The following is a 19021-nucleotide window of genomic DNA, read 5'->3' on the forward strand; positions in this document are numbered from 1 at the left end:
TGATAAATCAGTGTTGCTCGAGTGCATCCAGCAGTGGCGAACGCGTAACGCCCGCTGCCACCCTTGCCCGCAACTCCTTCGGCAACTTCGACCGCCCCTGCTCTGCAGCAGCCTGCGATGCGAACTCGACGAAACAACCACTTCCCGAACCGGTCAGCCGCGCCGCGCCGATGTCGCTCAACGCGGCAAGCGCTGCATCGACGGCAGGCTCACGGCGGCGCAGCACCGGTTCGAACGCGTTCCCGACCAGGGTCCCGGAAGCGAAGTCCTCTATTTTCGCCACTGGGCTGTCGCGCGTCAAATCCGGGTCTGCAAACAGGACCGGCGTAGGAACATGAACACCCGGTTCAACCACCACATACCAGGCCGGCGCCAGCGTGATCGGCTGCAGGCGCTCGCCTACCCCTTCGGCCCAGGCGTTGTGGCCACGCACGAACACCGGCACGTCGGCGCCCAGGCGCAGGGCCAGCGCGGCCAGGGCATCCTCGTCCAGGCCGGCGCGCCAGAGCCGATTCAGCACCACCAGCACGGTGGCCGCATCGGACGAACCGCCGCCGAAGCCACCACCGGCAGGAACGTGCTTTTCGACGATGATGTCAGCACCTTGCGCGCCCTTCGCCTCATCCTGGAGCAGGCGCGCGGCCCGCACCGCCAGGTCATCGGCCTCGGCCACGCCGGCCAGGCCCTCGCCCTGCCGACGCACCTGACCGTCTTCACGCAGGCGCAGGCCGATGCGGTCGCCCCAGTCCAGCAGGCGGAATACGGTCTGCAGCTCGTGGTAGCCGTCGGCCCGGCGGCCAGTGATGTGCAGGAACAGGTTCAGCTTGGCCGGGGCCGGCCACCAGGACCAGCCCGCGTCGTCGCGCCCGGCGCTCATGGCGTGCCCTGCCCCCACTGGTCCACCAGCAGGCGCACCTTGGCGTCGCCATTGCTGGCCTCGATCCGTCGCGGCAGCGCCGGTCGTCCGGCGTCGGCCGGGTACCAGTCCAGGTACTGCACCTGCCAGCCCATCTGCTGCATGCGGCGCGGCCGGCCTTCACCGTCGCGCTCGACCTTTTCCGGACCGGCAGCATCCCCGGCCACCAGGCCGCGGATCCACTCCGGCAGCTGATTGACCGGGATGTCCCAGCCAGTCGCTTCCAGCAGCAGCTGCTGGGCGTCCTCGCCATCGCGCGGACCGCCGGACAGCCCTTCCAAGCGACCGGCTTCGGAATGGGTGTCGCCGGTCAGCTTCCAGCTCTGCCGGGTCACCGGCGCGCTCAGTTCGACCACGTAGCGGCGGCCGTCCTGCTTCCAGTCGATGCGACCGCTGCCGCCGTCCTTGCCCTTGCTGACCGCCACCCGCCCCTGGAAGGCCCAGTCCGGCTGTGCCTGCAGCGCGGCCACGCGCGCTGCCTCGGCCTGCGCCGCTTCAGCCGAAACAATCTCGACCACCGCTGGCGCCGGGGTCTTCTGCGTGCCGACACTGGTACAGGCGCTCACCGCCAGGGTCACGACCGCCAACAACAGCGGCCGGATCAGGGAACCACTCATGGATTGAATTTCTCACGGGCGCGCAGCAGCGCGCGGTTTTCAGGGTCGAGCTTGGCCGCTTCGTCGAAGAAGTGGCGGGCCTCGTCATGCTTGCCCAGCACCCACAGCACTTCGCCGACGTGGGAAGCGATCTCCGGGTCCTTGGCCAGGGTCCAGGCCCGGCGCAGCTGTACCAGTGCCTCTTCCTTGCGGCCCAGGCGATACAGCACCCAGCCATAGCTGTCGACGATGGCGGCGTTGTCCGGCTCGGCCACGCGGGCGCGGTCGATCAGCTCCAGCGCTTCCTGCAGGCGGCCGGTGCGATCGGCCAGGGTGTAGCCCAGCGCGTTCAGCGCCGGCACGTTTTCCGGGTCGGTCACCAGGATCTTGCGCAGGTCGGCCTCGGCGCGCGGGATGTCGTCGCGGCGCTCCCAGGTGAGCGCACGTGCGTACAGCAGGCCGTTGTCGTCCGGGTAGGCGGCCAGGCCGCGGGCCAGCGCATCCAGTTCACCGGCGCTGTCGTCACCACGCTGGCGCAGTTCGGCTTCCAGCAGGTAGGCGTCACGGCGCACATCGTCGTCGACCACCGCGTCGGACTGGATCGCGTGCACTTCCTCCAGCGCCAGCGGCAGGCGCCCGGCCAGGGCCTGGGCATTGGCCGCGCGCAGGCGCGCTTCGCTCAGCTCATCGCCACCGGGCACGCTGTGGTACCACTGCACCGCCTCGGGGTAACGCTTAAGGTATTCGGCGATCTTGCCCAGCAACAGGCGCTGCGCCGGATCCGGCTTGGCCGCCTGCCGCGACAGCTCGTTGTAGAGGTTGGACAGCGCTGCCTTGTCGCCCTGCTTGGCCAGCAGCGAGGCGCGCATGCCCCAGGTCTGTACGTCCTGCGGGCCGAACGCCAACACGCGCTCGGCCGCAGCCGGCTGGCCCAGGCTGTCGTAGGCGATGGCCACCGCATTGCGCAGCTCGGGGTCCTGGCGGGTCTTCGGCTCGACGTCGTGCAGCAGCGACAATGCCTTGTCGGTCTCGCCCGCCTGCTGCAGCTGGCTGGCACGCAGCAACGCTACGCGCGGTTCTTCCGGGAAGCGCTTGACCACTTCATCGATCATGCGCCGCGCCAGCTCGGGCTTGTCCATGCGCAGGGCCAGGCGACCGAACTCCTGCCAGGCCTCGATCTTCGGCGGAATCGCATTGGCATCGACCAGCTCGCCGAGCACCTGCGCCGGCACCGCCGGGTCGCGGCCACCGCCGATCAGCGCGGCCAGGGCGAACTTCCAGCCGCGCTCGTCGGGGTCGGCCAGCAGCGCCTGCAGCTCGGTGCGGGCAGCCTTCACATCGCCCTGGCGCATGGCCAGCGCACCGGCGGCGCTGCGCATGGTCAACGAGCGCGGGGCGCGCTGCTGCCACAGGGCCAGGCCCTTGGCGGCGCTGGCATCATCGTTGGCCAGCATGGAGATACGGGTCGCGCGCTCGGCCAGGCCGGCGTCGCCGTCGGTCTGCTGCGCGGCCTGCAGGTACCAGCGCGCGGCCTCGGCCAGCTTGCCGGCCTGCAGGGCGAACTCACCGGCCATCACCGGTTCCAGCGCCAGTTCCTCAGTGGCCGCGGCCCGCACGGGGGCCTTGGCCGGCACCGCCGCCAGGGCCTGGGCGCAGGCCAGGGACAGCAGCAGAACACTGGGGATGCGAATCAATGCGGGCATCGTCGGCATCGGGGCCTTAAAATGTCGTCCAATGGCCAGCAGCTTATCGCAAGCAACTGAACAATGACCCTGTGGGTGCTCGGACTGAATCACCAGACCGCACCGGTGGAGCTGCGCGAGCGCGCGGCCTTCGCCGGTGAGGCGTTGCCGCGTGCGCTGGGCTCGCTGCGCGATACCCCGCAGATCGCCGAGGCAGTGCTGCTGTCCACCTGCAACCGCACCGAACTGTATGCCGTGGCCGAGTCGGCACAGGCGCTGGACCAGTGGCTGCACAGCCAGGCAGGCGACCTGCAGGGCTACCTGTACCAGCATGCCGATGCCGAGGCCGTGCGCCACCTGTTCCGGGTCGCCACCGGGCTGGACTCGATGGTGCTGGGCGAACCGCAGATCCTCGGCCAGGTAAAGGATGCCTGGTCGACCGCGCGTGACCACGGCCTGCTCGGCCAGCGCCTGGACCGCCTGTTCCAGCAGACCTTCTCGGTAGCCAAGCGTGCGCGCACCGATACCCAGGTCGGCGCCAACCCGGTGTCGGTGGCCTCGGCGGCGGTGCGCCTGGCGCAGAACGCCTTCGCGCGCCTGGATGACTCCACCGTGCTGCTGGTCGGTGCCGGCGAGACCATCGAGCTGGCTGCACGCCACCTGAGTGAGGGCAAGGTGCGGCGGCTGCTGATCGCCAACCGCACCCTCGCCCACGCGCAGGAACTGGCCAGCCGCCATGGCGGCGTGGCCCTGCCGCTGACCGAACTGGACCGCCATCTCGGCGAGGCCGACATCGTGTTCTCGGCCACCGCCGCGCGCGAACCTGTGATCCATCGCGAGATGGTGGCCAAGGCACTGCGCGCGCGCCGGCACAAGCCGATGCTGCTGTTCGACCTGGCCGTGCCGCGCGACATCGAAGCCGAGGTCGGCACGCTCAACGACGCCTTCCTCTACACCGTCGATGACCTGGAACGCGCGGTGGAAGACAACCGTCGTGGCCGCCGCGAGGCCGCCGCCGAGGCCGAGGCGATCATCGACCTGCAGGTGTCGCGTTTCATCGAGACCCAGCAGGCCAGCGCCCACCAGGCACCGCTGCGGCAGCTGCGTGCGTTCGGCGAAGCGACCCGCGCCGAACTGCTGGAGCGCGCACGGCAGCAGCTGGCCAACGGCAAGCCCGCCGACGAAGTGCTGGAACTGCTGGCCCATGGCCTGACCAACCGCCTGCTGCATCCGCCGACCGCCGCTCTGCGCGCGGCCGCGCTGAGTGGCGATGCCGACCTGACCCGCGCTGCCGAGCGCCTGTTCCCGGCCACGCCGGGTTACCGCCACCCACCCGTGAGACCCGATGACGCCGACCCTGCGCCGTAAGCTGGAAGCGCTGGCCGAGCGCCGCGAAGAACTGGAACGCCTGCTCGCCGAACCCGATGTGGTCGCCGACAACACCCGTTTCCGCGACCTTTCGCGCGAATTCGCCCAACTTGAACCGGTCGCTGCCGCGCTCGCCGAGGAAGCCCGTGCCAAGGCCGACCTGGCCGCCGCCGAAGGCATGCGCGCCGACCCCGACCTGCGTGAACTGGCAGACGAGGAAATCGCCGCGGCGCAGGCGCGCCTGCAGGAACTGGAACAAGAACTGGCCCTGCTGCTGGTACCACGCGATCCGCGCGACGAAGGTAACCTGTTCCTGGAAGTACGCGCCGGCACTGGCGGCGATGAAGCCGCGATCTTCGCCGGCGATCTGTTCCGCATGTACGCCCGCTATGCCGAGCGCCAGGGCTGGAAGGTCGAGATCGAATCGGACAACCCCGGTGAGCATGGCGGCTACAAGGAAGTAGTAGCGCGCGTGGTCGGCCGTGGTGCGTTCTCGCGCCTGAAGTTCGAATCGGGCACGCATCGCGTGCAGCGCGTGCCGGCCACCGAATCGCAGGGCCGCATCCACACTTCGGCGGCCACCGTGGCGATCATTCCCGAGGCCGACGAGGTCGATGACATCGTCATCAACCCGGCCGACCTGAAGGTGGATACGTTCCGCTCGTCCGGTGCCGGCGGCCAGCACGTCAACAAGACCGAATCGGCCATCCGCATCACCCACGTGCCGACCGGCGTGGTGGTGGAGTGCCAGACCGAGCGCAGCCAGCACGCCAACCGCGACAAGGCGATGAAGCGCCTGAAGGCGCAGCTGCTCGATGCCGAGCGCCAGCGCCAGGACGCCGCGCAGGCCGAATCGCGGCGCCTGCAGGTCGGCAGCGGCGACCGCAGCCAGCGCATCCGCACCTACAACTTCCCGCAGGGCCGGATCACCGACCACCGCGTGGAAGGCCTGACCCTGTACGACCTGCCCAACATCCTCGCCGGCGACCTCGACCCGCTGCTGCAGCGGCTCAGCCACGAACACCAGGTCGACGCCCTGGCCCAGCTTTCGGCGGGCTGAGCACGATGTCGGCCTGGCAGCAGCGACAGCAACTGCAGCAAGCGATCGCTCGCCAGCCCGACGACTTCGTCGCCTGGGTGATGCTGGCCGACGTGGAACTGGAAGCCGGCGACATCGCTGCCGGCGAACAGGCCGCGCGACGTGCGCTGCAGCTGCGCCCGAATCACCCCGAAGCGCTGGCACGGCTGGGCCGCGTGGCGTGGATGGCCGGTGCACATGGCGATGCGGCCAAGCTGCTTGGCCAGGCCTCGGCATTGGCCCCGCAGCACCCGGGCATCGCGCTGTGGCTGGGCCATGCGCTGGAAGACGCCGACGATGCCGAAGGCGCAGCAGCAGCCTATCGCCGCGCGCATGCGCTGATGCCGGATGAACCCTACATCGCCGCGCAGCGCCTGGCGTGGCAGCGCCGCCTGTGCGACTGGCAGGACGTGGACACGCTGGCTGCGCAGGTACGCGCCGCGCTCGCCGCCGGCCACGGTGCGGTGGAACCCTTCGCCTTCCTCAGCGAAGACGCCAGCGCGGGCGAGCAGTTGGCCTGTGCACGTGCGCGCGCCGCACTGATCGCCGCCTCGGTCCGGCCCTTGCCGGCAGTGACGGTACGCGCGCGCGGCCCGTTGCGCGTCGGCTTCCTTTCCAATGGCTTCGGCGCCCATCCCACCGGGCTGCTGACCGTGGCCCTGCTCGAACACCTGCGTCATGACCCGGCGTTGCAGCTGCACCTGTTCGCGCTGAACCGCGCCGATGGCAGCGGCATCCGCGAACGCCTGCAGTCCGCGACCCGGCTGCATGAGGTGGCCGCACTGCGGCATGCCGACATCGCGGCCCGCATCCGCGCACAGGGCATCGACCTGCTGTTCGACCTGCGCGGCTGGGGCGGCGGCGGCGCGCCCGAAGTGCTGGCGATGCGCCCGGCCCCGCTGCAGCTGAACTGGCTGGCCTACCCCGGCACCTCGGGCGCGCGATGGCTGGACGCCGTGGTCGCCGACGAATTCGTACTGCCGGCAGCGCTGGAACCGCACTTCAGCGAACGCGTCCTGCGCCTTCCGCGGGCCTTCCAGCCCTCGGACAACACCCGCACGCTGGAGCCGTCGCCGTCCCGCGCCGAGTGCGGGCTGCCCGAGCACGGCGTGGTGTTCTGCTGCTTCAACAACAGCTACAAGCTCAACCCGCGCAGCATGGGCCGCGCCTTCGCAGTGTTGCAGGCCGTGCCCGGCAGCGTGCTGTGGCTGCTGTCCGGCCCCGGCCAGGCCGACGCCCGCCTGCGCACCGCCGCGCAGGCTGCCGGCCTGGACCCGGCGCGGCTGGTGTTCATGGCCAAGCTGCCGCATCCGCAGTACCTGGCCCGCTACCCACTGGCCGACCTGTTCCTCGACACGCATCCGTACAACGCGCACACCACCGCCTCCGATGCACTGTGGGCCGGCTGCCCGGTGCTGACCTGCCCGGGCGACACCTTCGCCGCGCGCGTGGCCGGCAGCCTCAACCACCATCTGGGGTTGGCCCGGATGAATGTCGCCGATGATGCGGCGTTCATCGCCACCGCCAGCGCACTGGGCAATGACCCCGCAGCACTGGCCTCGCTTCGCGCCGAGCTGGTGCAGGCGCGCGAATGCAGTGGCCTGTTCGACATGGCCGGGTTTGCCCGCGACCTGTCGGCCCTGCTGCAGCGGCTTGCCGGTGAACACGGCTGGCAAGGTGTCGACAACACCTGAGCGACCCCTGCGTTACGCTCGGGCTTCCTCCCCGCGTGGTGTGACGATGGCCAAGCTCAAGCGCAAGGACTACGACGAACTGCTGCTGCCGCTGCAGCTGGAACTGACCGCGATGGCGCGCTGGGTGCAGCTCAGCGGGCAACGCCTGCTGGTGCTGTTCGAGGGACGGGATACGGCAGGCAAGGGCGGCGCGATCCAGGCCATCAGCCAGCATCTCAATCCACGCCAATGCCGGGTGGTAGCACTGCCCAAGCCTACCGACCGCGAAGCCACGCAGTGGTATTTCCAGCGCTATGCCTCGCATCTTCCCGCCGCCGGCGAGATCGTGCTGATGGACCGCAGCTGGTACAACCGCGCAGGCGTCGAGCGGGTGATGGGCTATTGCAGCGAAACCGAGTACCAGCAGTTCCTGCGCCAGGCACCGGTGTTCGAGCAGCTGCTGGTGGATGACGGCATCCTGCTGTTCAAGTACTGGCTGTGCGTGGACCAGGAGCAGCAGGAGAAGCGCTTCGCCGAACGCCACCTCGATCCGCTGAAGGGCTGGAAGCTGTCCCCGGTCGACCTGAAATCGCGCAGCAAGTACAGCGCCTATACCGAAGCCCGCGAGGCGATGCTGCGCGCGACGCATCGCGAGGCGGCGCCGTGGACGCTGGTGGATTTCAACGACCAGCGGCTGGGGCGACTGACCCTGGTGCGCAACCTGCTGGACCGGTTGCCGGACACACGGGTGGATGCGCCGTTGCCGGAGCTGCCGAAGCTGAAGGGCAAGCTGCATCGCGAGCACTACGATGTGCTGAAGCCGATCGAGGACTTCCCGGTCGAAGAATAGGGTGGGTCGGCAGGGTTGCACCCTGCACCTGCTCAACGCAACGGCAACGGCAACAGCGGCATCCGCGGGATGGCGGGGCGGTGTGGGTGGGCAGGACACGCCGTAAACCCGTCCCTGGGGGCTCGATGGCGCCATCCATGGCGCCAACGGTCCTGCCCACCCACACCGCCCCGCCTCTGACAGATCCCTGCGGCTGTTGGTAGGTGTCGACCTTGGTCGACACATCTGTCAGATATCGAAATGGAACCGGGGTCAGATCCGTTTTCCTGCGGAAAGCGGATCTGACCCCATCGGCAATCCCATTGGCCTGGCGGGCGTCGGATCGTGTCTGGGGCAGAGCCCCCTGAGTCAGGGGGCGGCCGCGAAGCGGCGGGGGTTTGGGTGTTGGTAAGTGGGGCCCGCGGTTCGCGCAGCGAAGCGTGGGAGCGGCAGCGCGCATGCGATGGCGCGTACCGAGGTGCAGGGCCGCAGGCCCTGCCGACCACCCCACTATTTGCCAGCAGCGATCTGCTTTTCGATGTCGGCGGCGGTCACCGGGCCAAGGAAGGTGTGGGCCAGCTTGCCCTGCGGATCCAGCAGATGCGTCAACGGCAGGCCTCGCGGCGTGGCGAAGTCGGCCGGCGGATCGAACGGGTCCACGATCACGATCGGATAGGTCACCGGATGCTTGGTCAGGAACGACTGCATTTCCGGCACTTCGATGTCCTCGTAGGCCAGGCCGACCACCTCGATGTTGCTGCGCATCGCATGCAGCGCCGACAGCTCGGGCATCTCCTTGCGGCACGGGGCGCACCAGGTCGCCCAGAAGTTCACCACCACCCACTTGCCACGATGCGCGGCCAGATCGTAGTCGCTGCCATCCACCGCCTTCATCTTCAAGGTCGGGAATTCGGCAGTGGTGCGCTCGGCCGGGGTTTCATCGACCGGTGCCGGAGTGGTCGGCGTCGGCTCCTGGGCCGGCTTGCAGGCCGCCAGGGCCAGCAGCAGGGTCAACGGGAGCAGCAGCGGCAACGGCGTCTTGCGGGTCATGGCATGTCTCCAGAGTCGGTATAGATATCACTGACCTTGCGCTTCAGGCGTTCGCGCAGGGGCAGCCGCAGATCGTCCAGCGCCGCCAGTGCGGCACGGCCCAGGCTGTCGTCACGGTAGGGCAGGTGCTGCTCGGCCACCGGGATGCGCAGCTGGGTGCATTCGTACAGATCGGCCAGGCTGACCTGGTCCAGGTCACGCGACAGCAGCCACTCGCCCCGCTCGTCGCGGCGCAGCAGGTCGATCTCCTGCAGGTTGCAGATCAGGTCCTGCAGCAGTGAATCGGTCAGCATCGGCTCCAGCCGCAGGATCTCGTCATCGGCCAGGCCCTTGCCCTTGGCCCGTGCATGCTGGAAGCGGCCAAGCAGGCGCAGCAGTCCATAGAACTCATACCCCTGCGGCAGGCGCAGTTCCACCGGCTGGTAGCGGAAGGCGGCCATCGAAGAAGCCAGCGACGCCCCCAGCAGCACCGCCACCCAGCACAGGTAGATCCACAGCAGCAGGATCGGCACGAACGCCACCGTGCCATACAGTTTCTGGTAGGACTGGAAGCTGCCCAGATAGGCACCGATGCCCCACTTCACCAGTTCCAGGATGACCGCCGCCAGGATCGCGCCGGGCACGGCATGCCGCCATTTCACCGTGTGGTGCGGCACCACCCGGAACATCAGCGTGATGCAGACGAACTCGATCAGGATCGGCGCCAGCCGCAGCGCCAGCTCGGCCAACCAACGGCCCTCCTGGGTACCGAACAACGGCATCGCGAACACCCGCGCCGATACCGCAAGCGATGCGGCGGCGAGCATCGCGCCCAAGGTCAGCACGGTCCAGTAGACCAGGAAGCGGGTCAGCTTGGGCCGGGTCGAGCCAACCCGCCAGATCTGGTTGAAGGTCTCTTCCACACTGTTGAGCGTGATCAGCAGTGAGGCCACCAGTGCGATGAAGCCGGCCGCCGTCAGCTGGCCGGCACTGGCCGAGAACTGCCGCAGGTAGCCCTCGGCCGCACGCGCCGCGGAGGGCACGAAGTTGGAGAATACGTAGTCGCTGAGCTGATCGCTCCAGCGGTCGAAGACGGGGAAGGCCGACAGCACACCGAATACCACGATCGCCAGCGGTACCAGCGCGAACACCGTGGTGTAGGCCAGCGCCGCCGCTGCCTGGAACAGGCGGTCGTCTAGGAAGCGATGCCACAGGAAGCGGCCGAAACTGATGGCCCGTGCGCGATCCCGCGCGCGCTCCATCCACAGGTTGAGCGTATCCAAAGGTTCCATCGGTGGAAGGGTACCCGATGCGGAATGCTGGCAGGATAGCCATACTGGTAGCCACACGACGAGGAGAAGCGGGCACGATGGGCGAGATTCTGGTGCTGTACTACAGCCGGGGCGGTTCGGTGGCACGGCTGGCGCGCCAGATCGCGCGGGGCATCGGCGAAGTGCCGGGCATGACCGCGCGCCTGCGCACGGTGCCGCCGGTGGCCGCCGTGACCCAGACCGCGCAGCCACCGGTACCCGACGATGGCGCCCCCTACGTGAGCGTGCAGGACCTGGTCGACTGCCAGGGCCTGCTGCTCGGCAGCCCCACCCGCTTCGGCAACATGGCCGCGCCGGTCAAGCACTTCCTGGATGGGCTGGGCGCCGAATGGGTCAATGGCACCCTGTCCGGCAAGCCGGCCGGCGTGTTCACGTCCACCGCCTCGATGCACGGCGGCCAGGAATCGACCCTGCTGTCGATGCAGGTGCCACTGCTGCACCACGGCTGCGTGATCGTCGGCATCCCGTTCACCGAACCGGCGCTGAGCCACACCACCAGTGGCGGCACGCCCTATGGCGCCAGCCACGTGGCCGGTGCCGCCGACGATCCGCAGCCGACCGACGACGAAGCGGTTCTGGCGCGCGCGCTGGGGCGCCGGGTGGCCGACATCGCGCAGCGGTTGGCCCGATGAACCGCGCGCCGCGCACGGTCCTGCTGTTGGCCCTGATGGGGCTGGCCGCGCTGTTCGCAGGCTGGTTCATCAATGACAGGCACTGGCTGGCCACCCAGCTGGTGTTCACCGCGCCACCGCTGGCGCTGGCCATCGCCGTGCGCCTGGGCTGGCGCAAGGCCGGCTTCTGGGCCTCGGTGCTGGCGCTGGGCTGGTTCAGCCACGGCGTGATGAGCGCCTGGAGCCACCCGGAGACGCGCTGGCTGGCGCTGATCGAGATCGCGCTGGCGCTGCTGGTGATCTTCAGCGCCAGCCTGCCCGGCCTGCGCGCCCGCTTCGGCAAGCGGCGCTGACGCTGCGCGCCCAGGGCCTTATCATCTGCATTCCTGGCCCCGCGCCGCAGTCCCTGTCCTGGTTTCGCGCATGCACATGATGGAAGAGCTCCTGGTCGTCACCACCGGTGGCACGATCGACAAGATCTACTTCGACGACAAGTCGGACTACCAGATCGGCGATCCGCAGATCGGCATGATCCTGCGCGAGCTGGGCGTGACGTTCCGTTTCAACGTGATTCCGATCCTGCGCAAGGATTCGCTGCACATCAACGACGAAGACCGCGAGCTGATCCGCGCCACCATCGCCGCGCAGCCGACCCGGCACGTGCTGGTGACCCACGGCACCGATTCGATGGTGCAGACCGGCAAGGTGCTGGCGACGATCCCGGACAAGACCATCGTGATGACCGGTGCGCTGAGCCCGGCACGCTTCCGCGGCTCGGATGCGGAGTTCAACATCGGTTGTGCGATCGGTGCGGTGCAGTCGCTGCCGAGCGGCGTGTACATCGCGATGAACGGGCGGATCTTCGACCCGCAGCACGTGCGCAAGAACGTGGCGGCGAACCGTTTCGAGTCGGTCTGAGGAACAGCGTGCCGGCCGAGGTCGGCACCCACCCGGACAAAAACGCCCCGGCCGAAGCCAGGGCGTGCCCTTGGAGAGGGACTTGGGCTCAGTACTGGGCGCTGAGGGTCAGGCCCGAGAAGGTGCTGTACGCCTTCACCCGCACATACCAGGTGCCGGCGGCAGGGCTGTTGATGGTGCAGGTCTCGCTGTTGCCGCTCAGGTACGGACGGCAGGTGTAGGTGGTATCGGTCGGGGCACTGCCCTGGCGCACGTACAGGTCGGCATCACCGCTGCCGCCACTGATTGCCACGCGCAGCTGGGTGCTGCCGGCCGGAACGGCGACGGTGTAGTTCAGCTCGGCACCGGTCGCGGCGCCCAGGCCGGTCACCGGCACGTTGTTCTGCAGCACGTTGCCGCCCGGGTTCGGGCCACCGCCATTGATCGCCGCATCCACGGCCGCGTTGGCGTCGACGATGCCGGCGCCGCAGCCCCCCGAGCAGGCGCCCGGCAGCGGGCGTGCGGTGCTCTTGATGATGCTCTCGACCTGTGCCGGGCTCAGCGGGCTCGGCGCCACCGACTGCATCAGGGCCACCACACCGGCCACATGCGGCGCCGCCATCGAGGTGCCGTTGTAGGACGCATAGGTGGCGCTGCCCGGCGTGGTGGTGCCGGTGTTGAGGGTGGACAGGATGCTCTGGCCCGGGCCGGAAATGTCGATGCCGGCACCATAGTTGGAGAAGCTGGCACGCGCACCGGCCGAGGTCGTGGCCGCCACCGCGATCACGTTCGCGCAGTTGGCCGGCACCGACGAGGACACGTTGGTGTTGCTGTTGCCGGCGGCGACCACCACGGTGGTGCCGCGGCTGACCGCGCCGTTGATCGCGTTCTGGTAGGTGGCCGAGCAGGTGCCGCCGCCGCCCAGCGACATGTTGATGACTTCCGCCGGATTGGCATTGGCCGGCACGCCACTGACGGTGCCGCCGGAGGCCCACACGATCGCATCGGCGATGTCGGAGGTATAGCCGCCGCACTTGCCGAGCACGCGCACCGGGACGACCTTGGCGTTGAACGCCGTGCCGGCCACGCCGGTGCTGTTGTTGGTCACCGCCGCCACGGTGCCGGCGACGTGGGTGCCGTGCCAGCTGGAGTTGGACGCCGGGATGCCCGAGCCGCACTCGTTGGCGCCATACCAGTCGCCCTCGTCGTTCGGGTTGCTGTCGCGGCCACCGCCATCGCGCGCCATCGCGGCATCGCTGATGAAGTCATAGCCGGGCAGGATGTTGGCGTTGAGATCGGGATGGTTGGTGATGCCGGTATCGATCACGGCCACCACCACGCCGGTGCCGGTGGCCTTGTCCCAGGCCGGCCGCACGTTGATCGACGCGTTGGAGGTACCAAAGCCCCACTGTTCGCTGAAGCGGGTGTCATTCGGGGTCAGCGTCGCACGCATGATCTGGTCGACTTCGACGTATTCCACGTTCGGGTCGGCGGCCAGCTTGCGCATCAGCAGCTCGGATTCAGCTTGGTCAAGCGGGCGGTCGGTCCTGACCAGGGTCGGGCCGACGGCCAGCTTGCGGACCTGCTGCAGGCCCAGCGCACGGCCCTGGCTGCTGGCCAGGCCGGCGGCGGCACTCTTCAGCGAAGAGGCCAGTGCGGTGGTGTTGGCCACCGGCGCACTGCCGTCGCGGTACTTCACGATGAAGCGCTGGTGAGTCGGCGCGGACTGCAGGCCGCTGAGCTGGACGTCACCGGCCAGCGCAGGCGTGGCCAGCAGCAGCGATGACAGAACGGACGCACCAAGGACCACCCACACTCGACGCACACGCGGTTGCGTTACCTGGGACATCGTATTTCCCTTTCTAGTGGTGTGAATGCCGGAATCGGCAGAAGCACCGGCCCGAACCATGGGCTGGCTTGCGTTGGCGAGGTTCGAAGTCCGGCGAGTCAGCGGATCCCCCTATCGATCCGCCGTGCAGATGACGCTAATGACCAAAACCGGACACCACAAGATTTTCAGCGTCTTTTCAGCAAGATGAAATGTTCGTTCTGAGACTTCCCGGGTCGAGGGTTTGTGAAGGTGAAGGAACTTTCTCATCTCCTGCACACACCTGACTGGGTCATCACCTGTCCTGCGATGACTTTGCCGACATCGGCATCCGCCGATTCGGGGTCGGAGTGGGTGGGGTCAGATCCCTTTTCCCACGGAAAAGGGATCTGACCCCACCCACCTGTCCACAACGCAGAAAGCCCGTCACAGGGACGGGCTTTCCAGGAACAACGCAGCCGAGCGCGCGCTCGGGTCTACAACCCGGTGCGGGCGATCAGCCCAGCTTGACCAGCCAGTTGTGCCGGTCCGGCAGGCGGCCGTACTGGATGTCGGTCAGTTCCTTGCGCAGCGACATGGTCACTTCGCCGGCCGGCGCGTTGATGTCGCCCACCGAGAAACCCTCGCCCTTCAGCTGGCCGATCGGGGTGACCACCGCCGCAGTGCCACAGGCAAACACTTCGCTGATCTCACCGGAGGCCACGCCGTCCTTCCACTCGTCGATGCTGACCTTGCGCTCTTCGACCTTCATGCCACGGTCGCGCGCCAGCTGCAGGATGCTCTCGCGGGTGATGCCCTCGAGGATGCTGCCGGACAGTTCCGGGGTGACCAGCGTGCCGTCCTTGTAGACCAGGAACACGTTCATGCCGCCCAGTTCTTCCAGGTACCTGCCTTCGACCGGGTCGAGGAACAGCACCTGCGAGCAGCCCTGCGCCTGCGCCTTCTGCTGCGGCAGCAGCGAGGCGGCGTAGTTGCCACCGCACTTGGCGGCGCCGGTGCCGCCCTTGGCCGCGCGCGCGTATTCGGTGGACAGCCAGATCGACACCGGGGCCACGCCCTTGGCGAAGTACGGGCCGGCCGGGCTGGCGATGACGTAGTAGCCGGCCTTGTGCGCGCCGCGCACGCCGAGGAAGGCTTCGTCGCCGATCATGAACGGGCGGAAGTACAGGCTCGACTCGTCGGCCGACGGCACCCACTCGCTGTCGACGGCGATCAGCTGCTTCAGCGATTCGACGAAGATCTCCACCGGCAGTTCCGGCAGCGCCAGGCGCTGCGCCGAACGCTGCAGGCGACGGCCGTTGGCATCCGGGCGGAAGGTCCAGATCGAGCCGTCAGCATGGCGGTAGGCCTTGATGCCTTCGAAGATCTCCTGGCCGTAGTGCAGCACGGCCGCGGCCGGGTCCAGCTGCAGCGGGCCGTAGGCACGCACGCTGGCGTTGTGCCAGCCGGCATCCTTGTCCCAGCGCACTTCCACCATGTGATCGGTGAAGTGCAGGCCGAAGCCCGGCTTCTCCAGGATCTTGGCGCGCTCTTCAGCGCTGCGCGGGTGGTCCGAACGGGTGACGGCGAAGCTGGGAATGGACTGGGACACCGGAGGATTCCTGTTCTGGTTGCGGGTAGTGCCGGGCCCGCGTCACTGCGGGCCCTGGGTCAAAGCATGCCGGTCTCGAGCCGCGCCGCCTCGGACATCATGTGCTGGTTCCACGGCGGGTCGAACACCAGGTCGACGTCGGCCTCGGCCACCGTCGGGATCATTTCAAGCTTGCTGCGCACGTCGTCGACCAGGATCTCGCCCATGCCACAGCCCGGTGCGGTCAGGGTCATCTTCACGTCGATCTCGCGCTTGCCTTCGTCCAGATGCTTGATCTCGACTTCATAGACCAGGCCCAGTTCAACGATGTTGACCGGAATCTCCGGGTCGAAGCAGGTGCGCAGCTGCTGCCACACCAGTTGTTCCACCTGCTCATCGGTGGCGTCGGCCGGCAGCTCGAGCGGTGCCGGCGCCTCCTTGCCGATGGCGTCGCCGTCCTTGCCGGCGATGCGGAACAGGTTGCCCTCGACGAACACCGAATAGCTGCCGCCCAGCGCCTGGGTGATGTACCCATAGCTGCCGGCAGGCAGGGTCACGGTATCGCCCTGCGGGACCATCACGGCCTCGCAATCGCGTTCGAAGTGGACAGGTTCGCTGCTACGGGAATACATGGGGACCGATATGGGGCCGTGGCCGGGGCCACGCAAGACGGCATTCTAGCCCAGCCGCCCCGGCACCGCCGGTGCACTGCGGCAAACCACAGTATCCTGTGGGTGATCTTCAGGGAGCTTCGATGTCCTCCATTGCCACGCGTGCCAGGACCGTCACCTGGCTCTGGTCCCTCATGCTGTTGCTGGGTCTGCTTGTTGCTCCCCTCGCCTGGATGGTCCTGGCGCTGATGACCGGCCGGCAGGTCGGCTGGATGGCGGTAGTGTCCGCCCTGGAACTGGTGTTCATGCTGCGCCTGGGCACACTGGGCCCGGGCCGGTTGCGCATCGCCCTGGTCGTGCTCGGCACCCTGCTGGTGGCCGCCGTGGCCAACTGGGCCATCGCCAGCGCCTGGATGGGCGGCTCGATCGGTCTGGACCTGTGGGACGCCACCACGCGGATGGGCCCGCACCTGGCCTGGACCCTGATCAACCTGGCCAATGGCGCGATGGAATGGCTGTGGCTGGCCGTGGCCGTGGTCGTCGGCGCCTGGCTGGCGCGCTGAGCGCGTAGATCCACGCCACGCGCGGATGGGGTTAATGCCGGACGCTGGCCGGCAAAAGCGTGCGGACCAGGGTCCGCACCTACCAGAGGCAGCCGCCACGCGCGGATCCGGTAGTGCCGGCCGCTGGCCGGCAAAAGCGCGCGGACCAAGGTCCGCACCTACCAGAGGCAACCATCACGCGCGGATGGGGGGTAGTGCCGGCCGCTGGCCGGCAAAAGCGTGCGGACCAAGGTCCGCACCTACCAGATGCAACCGCCACGCGCGGATCCGGTAGTGCCGGCCGCTGGCCGGCAAAAGCGCGCGGCCCCAGGTCCGCACCTACCAGATGCAGCCGCCACGCGCCGATGGAGGGTAGTGCCGGCCGCTGGCCGGCAAAAGCGTGCGGCCCCAGGTCCGCACCTACCAGATGCAACCACCACGCGCGGATCCGGTAGTGCCGGCCGCTGGCCGGCAAAAGCGTGCGGCCCCAGGTCCGCACCTACCAGGTGCAACCACCACGCGCGGATCCGGTAGTGCCGGCCGCTGGCCGGCAAAGGGGCCAGAGCCCTGTCCTGCGGAAAGGGATCCGACCCCGGTCTTCAATGCCCGCCGTCGAGCGCCTTCAGCTCGCTCACCAGCGAGGCGGCCGCTTCGGCGCCGTCGCCATAGAGCATGCGGGTATTGTCAGCGTAGAACAGCGCATTCTCGATACCGGCGAAGCCGGTGCCCTTGCCGCGCTTGATCACCACCACGTTGCGCGCGTTGACCACGTCCAGCACCGGCATGCCGTAGAACGGGCTGGCCGGATCAGTACGCGCGACCGGATTGACCACGTCGTTGGCACCGATCACCAGTACCACGTCGGTGTTGGTGAACTCCGGATTGATGTCATCCATGTCGGCGATCAGGTCGTAGGGCACGCCCGCTTCGGCCAGCAGTACGTTCATGTGCCCGGGCATGCGCCCGGCGACCGGGTGGATGGCGAACTTCACCTTCACCCCGCGCTGGCCCAGCCGCTGCGCCAGTTCCCAGATCTTGTGCTGCGCCTGGGCCACGGCCATGCCGTATCCAGGCACGATCACCACGCGTTCGGCGTAGGCCATCATCGCCGCGACATCCGGGGCTTCGATCGGCTTCTGCGCGCCGCTGATCGCCTGCGCTTCGCCACCAGCACCGCCGCCGAAGTTGGAGAACAGCACGTTGCGGATCGGCCGGTTCATCGCCTTGGCCATCAGCCGGGTCAGCAGGATGCCGGCCGCGCCGACCATCATGCCGGCGATGATCAGCGCCTCGTTGCCCAGCACATAACCTTCGAACGACACTGCCAGGCCGGTGAACGCGTTGTACAGCGAGATCACCACCGGCATGTCGGCACCGCCGATCGGCAGCGTCATCAGCACGCCCAGCGCCAGTGCCAGCACGAAGAAGGCAACGATCGCCCAGGCACTGAGCGTACTGGCCGCGATGATCGCCAGCACCACCACCGCCAGCGCCACCAGCAGGTTCATCACCTGCTGGCCGGGCCAGGTCACGCGCTTGTCCAGGCGTCCATCCAGCTTGGCCCACGCGATCACCGAGCCGGACAGCGACACCGCGCCGATCGCCGCGCCGACCACCGCCAGCAGCAGCATCGTGCCGGACGGCTGGCGCGCGGCCAGGTCGGCCAGCGCCTGCGCGCTCCAGTGGCTGGTATCGCGGTGGGCCAGGAAGGCATAGCGCAGCAGTTCCACCGCACCGATCGCCGCCGCCGAGCCACCACCCATGCCGTTGTACAGCGCCACCATCTGCGGCATGTCGGTGATGGCAACCTTGCCGGCCGACCACCAGGCCAGGCCCGCACCCAGCAGCAGTGCCACCAGGATCAACGGCACGTTGTGCAGTTCGGGCAGGAAGAAGGTGGCCGCGGTGGCCAGCAGCATGCCCAGCCCGGCCCAGCGGATGCCGCTGCGTGCGGTCAGCGGCGAGGCCATGCGCTGCAGGCCGAGCAGGAACAGCGTGGCGGCGACCAGGTAGCTGGCCTTGACCAGCCAGTCGAGCAGTTCGACGGTGCTGATGTTCAAGCCTGCGGCTCCTTCGGTTCGTCCTTGCCGCCCCTGGGCGCGCTCGGCTTGAACATTTCCAGCATGCGCGCGGTGACCACGTAGCCACCGGCGGCATTGCCGGCACCGAGCACCACGGCCAGGAAGCCCAGTGCCTTCTCCAGCGGCGTCTGCGCATGCCCCAGTACCACCATCGCGCCGATCAGCACGATGCCGTGGATGAAGTTGGAGCCCGACATCAGCGGGGTATGCAGGATCACCGGCACCCGCGAAATGATCACGTGGCCGGCGATGGCTGCCAGCATGAAGATGTACAGCGCTACGAACCCGTCACTCACCGGCAACGCTCCTGCTCTGTCTTCGTCGGCCCATCATAACCATGGGCTGAACCCGGCGCGCACCCGGCGTCAACCGGAGCGCC

The 19021-nt window shown here is 68.4% G+C and carries 18 protein-coding genes; 8 read left to right on the top strand and 10 right to left on the bottom strand.

The window, feature by feature from the left end:
- Positions 1-7: 7 nt before the first annotated feature.
- The 3 genes from ispE to VG556_RS20695 are packed head-to-tail and all read right to left on the bottom strand — an operon-like array spanning position 8 to position 3215.
- Positions 8-877, bottom strand: a complete 870-nt coding sequence (ispE, locus tag VG556_RS20685) for a 4-(cytidine 5'-diphospho)-2-C-methyl-D-erythritol kinase (RefSeq protein WP_423180040.1) — start codon at positions 875-877, stop codon at positions 8-10.
- Positions 874-1533 (bottom strand): lipoprotein insertase outer membrane protein LolB, encoded by a 660-nt coding sequence (gene lolB / locus VG556_RS20690; RefSeq protein ID WP_053495025.1) that lies wholly within the window; start codon positions 1531-1533, stop codon positions 874-876. The genes ispE and lolB overlap by 4 nt, the downstream gene beginning before the upstream one ends.
- Positions 1530-3215, bottom strand: coding sequence for a tetratricopeptide repeat protein (locus VG556_RS20695; protein ID WP_173390336.1), 1686 nt, complete (start codon positions 3213-3215; stop codon positions 1530-1532). Before VG556_RS20695 ends, lolB begins: the two co-directional genes overlap by 4 nt.
- A 63-nt stretch (positions 3216-3278) precedes the next feature.
- Between VG556_RS20695 and hemA the strand changes: the two genes are divergently transcribed.
- The 4 genes from hemA to ppk2 are packed head-to-tail and all read left to right on the top strand — an operon-like array spanning position 3279 to position 8163.
- Complete coding sequence (hemA, locus tag VG556_RS20700; protein ID WP_014646031.1) at positions 3279-4562, top strand: glutamyl-tRNA reductase; 1284 nt, start codon at positions 3279-3281, stop codon at positions 4560-4562.
- The gene (gene prfA, locus VG556_RS20705) at positions 4540-5622 is read left to right on the top strand and encodes a peptide chain release factor 1 (protein ID WP_014646030.1); all 1083 of its coding nucleotides are present in this window, start codon (positions 4540-4542) and stop codon (positions 5620-5622) included. Before hemA ends, prfA begins: the two co-directional genes overlap by 23 nt.
- A 5-nt stretch (positions 5623-5627) precedes the next feature.
- Positions 5628-7334, top strand: a complete 1707-nt coding sequence (locus VG556_RS20710) for a tetratricopeptide repeat protein (protein ID WP_053495027.1) — start codon at positions 5628-5630, stop codon at positions 7332-7334.
- 46 nt (positions 7335-7380) lie between these two features.
- The gene (ppk2, locus tag VG556_RS20715; protein ID WP_049406807.1) at positions 7381-8163 is read left to right on the top strand and encodes a polyphosphate kinase 2; all 783 of its coding nucleotides are present in this window, start codon (positions 7381-7383) and stop codon (positions 8161-8163) included.
- Between the two features lie 489 nt (positions 8164-8652).
- On the opposite strand, the gene VG556_RS20720 is transcribed toward ppk2, so the two are convergent.
- Positions 8653-9192, bottom strand: coding sequence for a TlpA family protein disulfide reductase (locus VG556_RS20720; RefSeq protein WP_111144299.1), 540 nt, complete (start codon positions 9190-9192; stop codon positions 8653-8655).
- Entirely contained in the window at positions 9189-10463 is a 1275-nt protein-coding gene (locus tag VG556_RS20725) for a YihY family inner membrane protein (protein WP_032956948.1), read from the bottom strand. The genes VG556_RS20720 and VG556_RS20725 overlap by 4 nt, the downstream gene beginning before the upstream one ends.
- Positions 10464-10540: 77 nt before the next feature.
- Here VG556_RS20725 and wrbA point away from each other — a divergent pair, with 77 nt between their 5' ends.
- From wrbA to VG556_RS20740, 3 genes are all read left to right on the top strand, one after another.
- On the top strand, positions 10541-11134 hold the full coding sequence (wrbA, locus tag VG556_RS20730; protein WP_014646025.1) for an NAD(P)H:quinone oxidoreductase: 594 nt from the start codon (positions 10541-10543) through the stop codon (positions 11132-11134).
- Positions 11131-11466, top strand: coding sequence for a DUF2069 domain-containing protein (locus tag VG556_RS20735; protein WP_014646024.1), 336 nt, complete (start codon positions 11131-11133; stop codon positions 11464-11466). The genes wrbA and VG556_RS20735 overlap by 4 nt, the downstream gene beginning before the upstream one ends.
- A gap of 79 nt (positions 11467-11545) precedes the next feature.
- Positions 11546-12031, top strand: coding sequence for an asparaginase domain-containing protein (locus VG556_RS20740; RefSeq protein ID WP_010481766.1), 486 nt, complete (start codon positions 11546-11548; stop codon positions 12029-12031).
- 88 nt (positions 12032-12119) lie between these two features.
- On the opposite strand, the gene VG556_RS20745 is transcribed toward VG556_RS20740, so the two are convergent.
- The 3 genes from VG556_RS20745 to sufT all read right to left on the bottom strand — a co-directional run bounded on the left by VG556_RS20745 (position 12120) and on the right by sufT (position 16040).
- Positions 12120-13859 carry a S8 family peptidase gene (locus VG556_RS20745; protein ID WP_100449367.1) on the bottom strand — a complete coding sequence of 580 codons (1740 nt, stop codon included), beginning with the start codon at positions 13857-13859 and terminating at the stop codon, positions 12120-12122.
- 475 nt (positions 13860-14334) lie between these two features.
- A complete protein-coding gene (locus VG556_RS20750) occupies positions 14335-15429 on the bottom strand; it encodes a branched-chain amino acid aminotransferase (RefSeq protein WP_100449366.1) in 1095 nt (364 codons plus the stop codon).
- A gap of 59 nt (positions 15430-15488) precedes the next feature.
- A complete protein-coding gene (gene sufT, locus VG556_RS20755) occupies positions 15489-16040 on the bottom strand; it encodes a putative Fe-S cluster assembly protein SufT (RefSeq protein WP_005415385.1) in 552 nt (183 codons plus the stop codon).
- A 122-nt stretch (positions 16041-16162) separates the two neighbouring features.
- Between sufT and VG556_RS20760 the strand changes: the two genes are divergently transcribed.
- Positions 16163-16582, top strand: a complete 420-nt coding sequence (locus VG556_RS20760; protein WP_046429036.1) for a hypothetical protein — start codon at positions 16163-16165, stop codon at positions 16580-16582.
- 578 nt (positions 16583-17160) lie between these two features.
- Here the strand turns inward: VG556_RS20760 and VG556_RS20765 are convergent.
- The gene (locus tag VG556_RS20765) at positions 17161-18621 is read right to left on the bottom strand and encodes an NAD(P)(+) transhydrogenase (Re/Si-specific) subunit beta (protein ID WP_423180041.1); all 1461 of its coding nucleotides are present in this window, start codon (positions 18619-18621) and stop codon (positions 17161-17163) included.
- Positions 18618-18938 carry an NAD(P) transhydrogenase subunit alpha gene (locus VG556_RS20770; RefSeq protein ID WP_014646018.1) on the bottom strand — a complete coding sequence of 107 codons (321 nt, stop codon included), beginning with the start codon at positions 18936-18938 and terminating at the stop codon, positions 18618-18620. The genes VG556_RS20765 and VG556_RS20770 overlap by 4 nt, the downstream gene beginning before the upstream one ends.
- Positions 18939-19021: the final 83 nt, after the last annotated feature.

The sequence above is a fragment of the Stenotrophomonas sp. CASM106 genome (assembly GCF_049384825.1).
Taxonomy (GTDB): Bacteria; Pseudomonadota; Gammaproteobacteria; order Xanthomonadales; family Xanthomonadaceae; genus Stenotrophomonas; species Stenotrophomonas muris.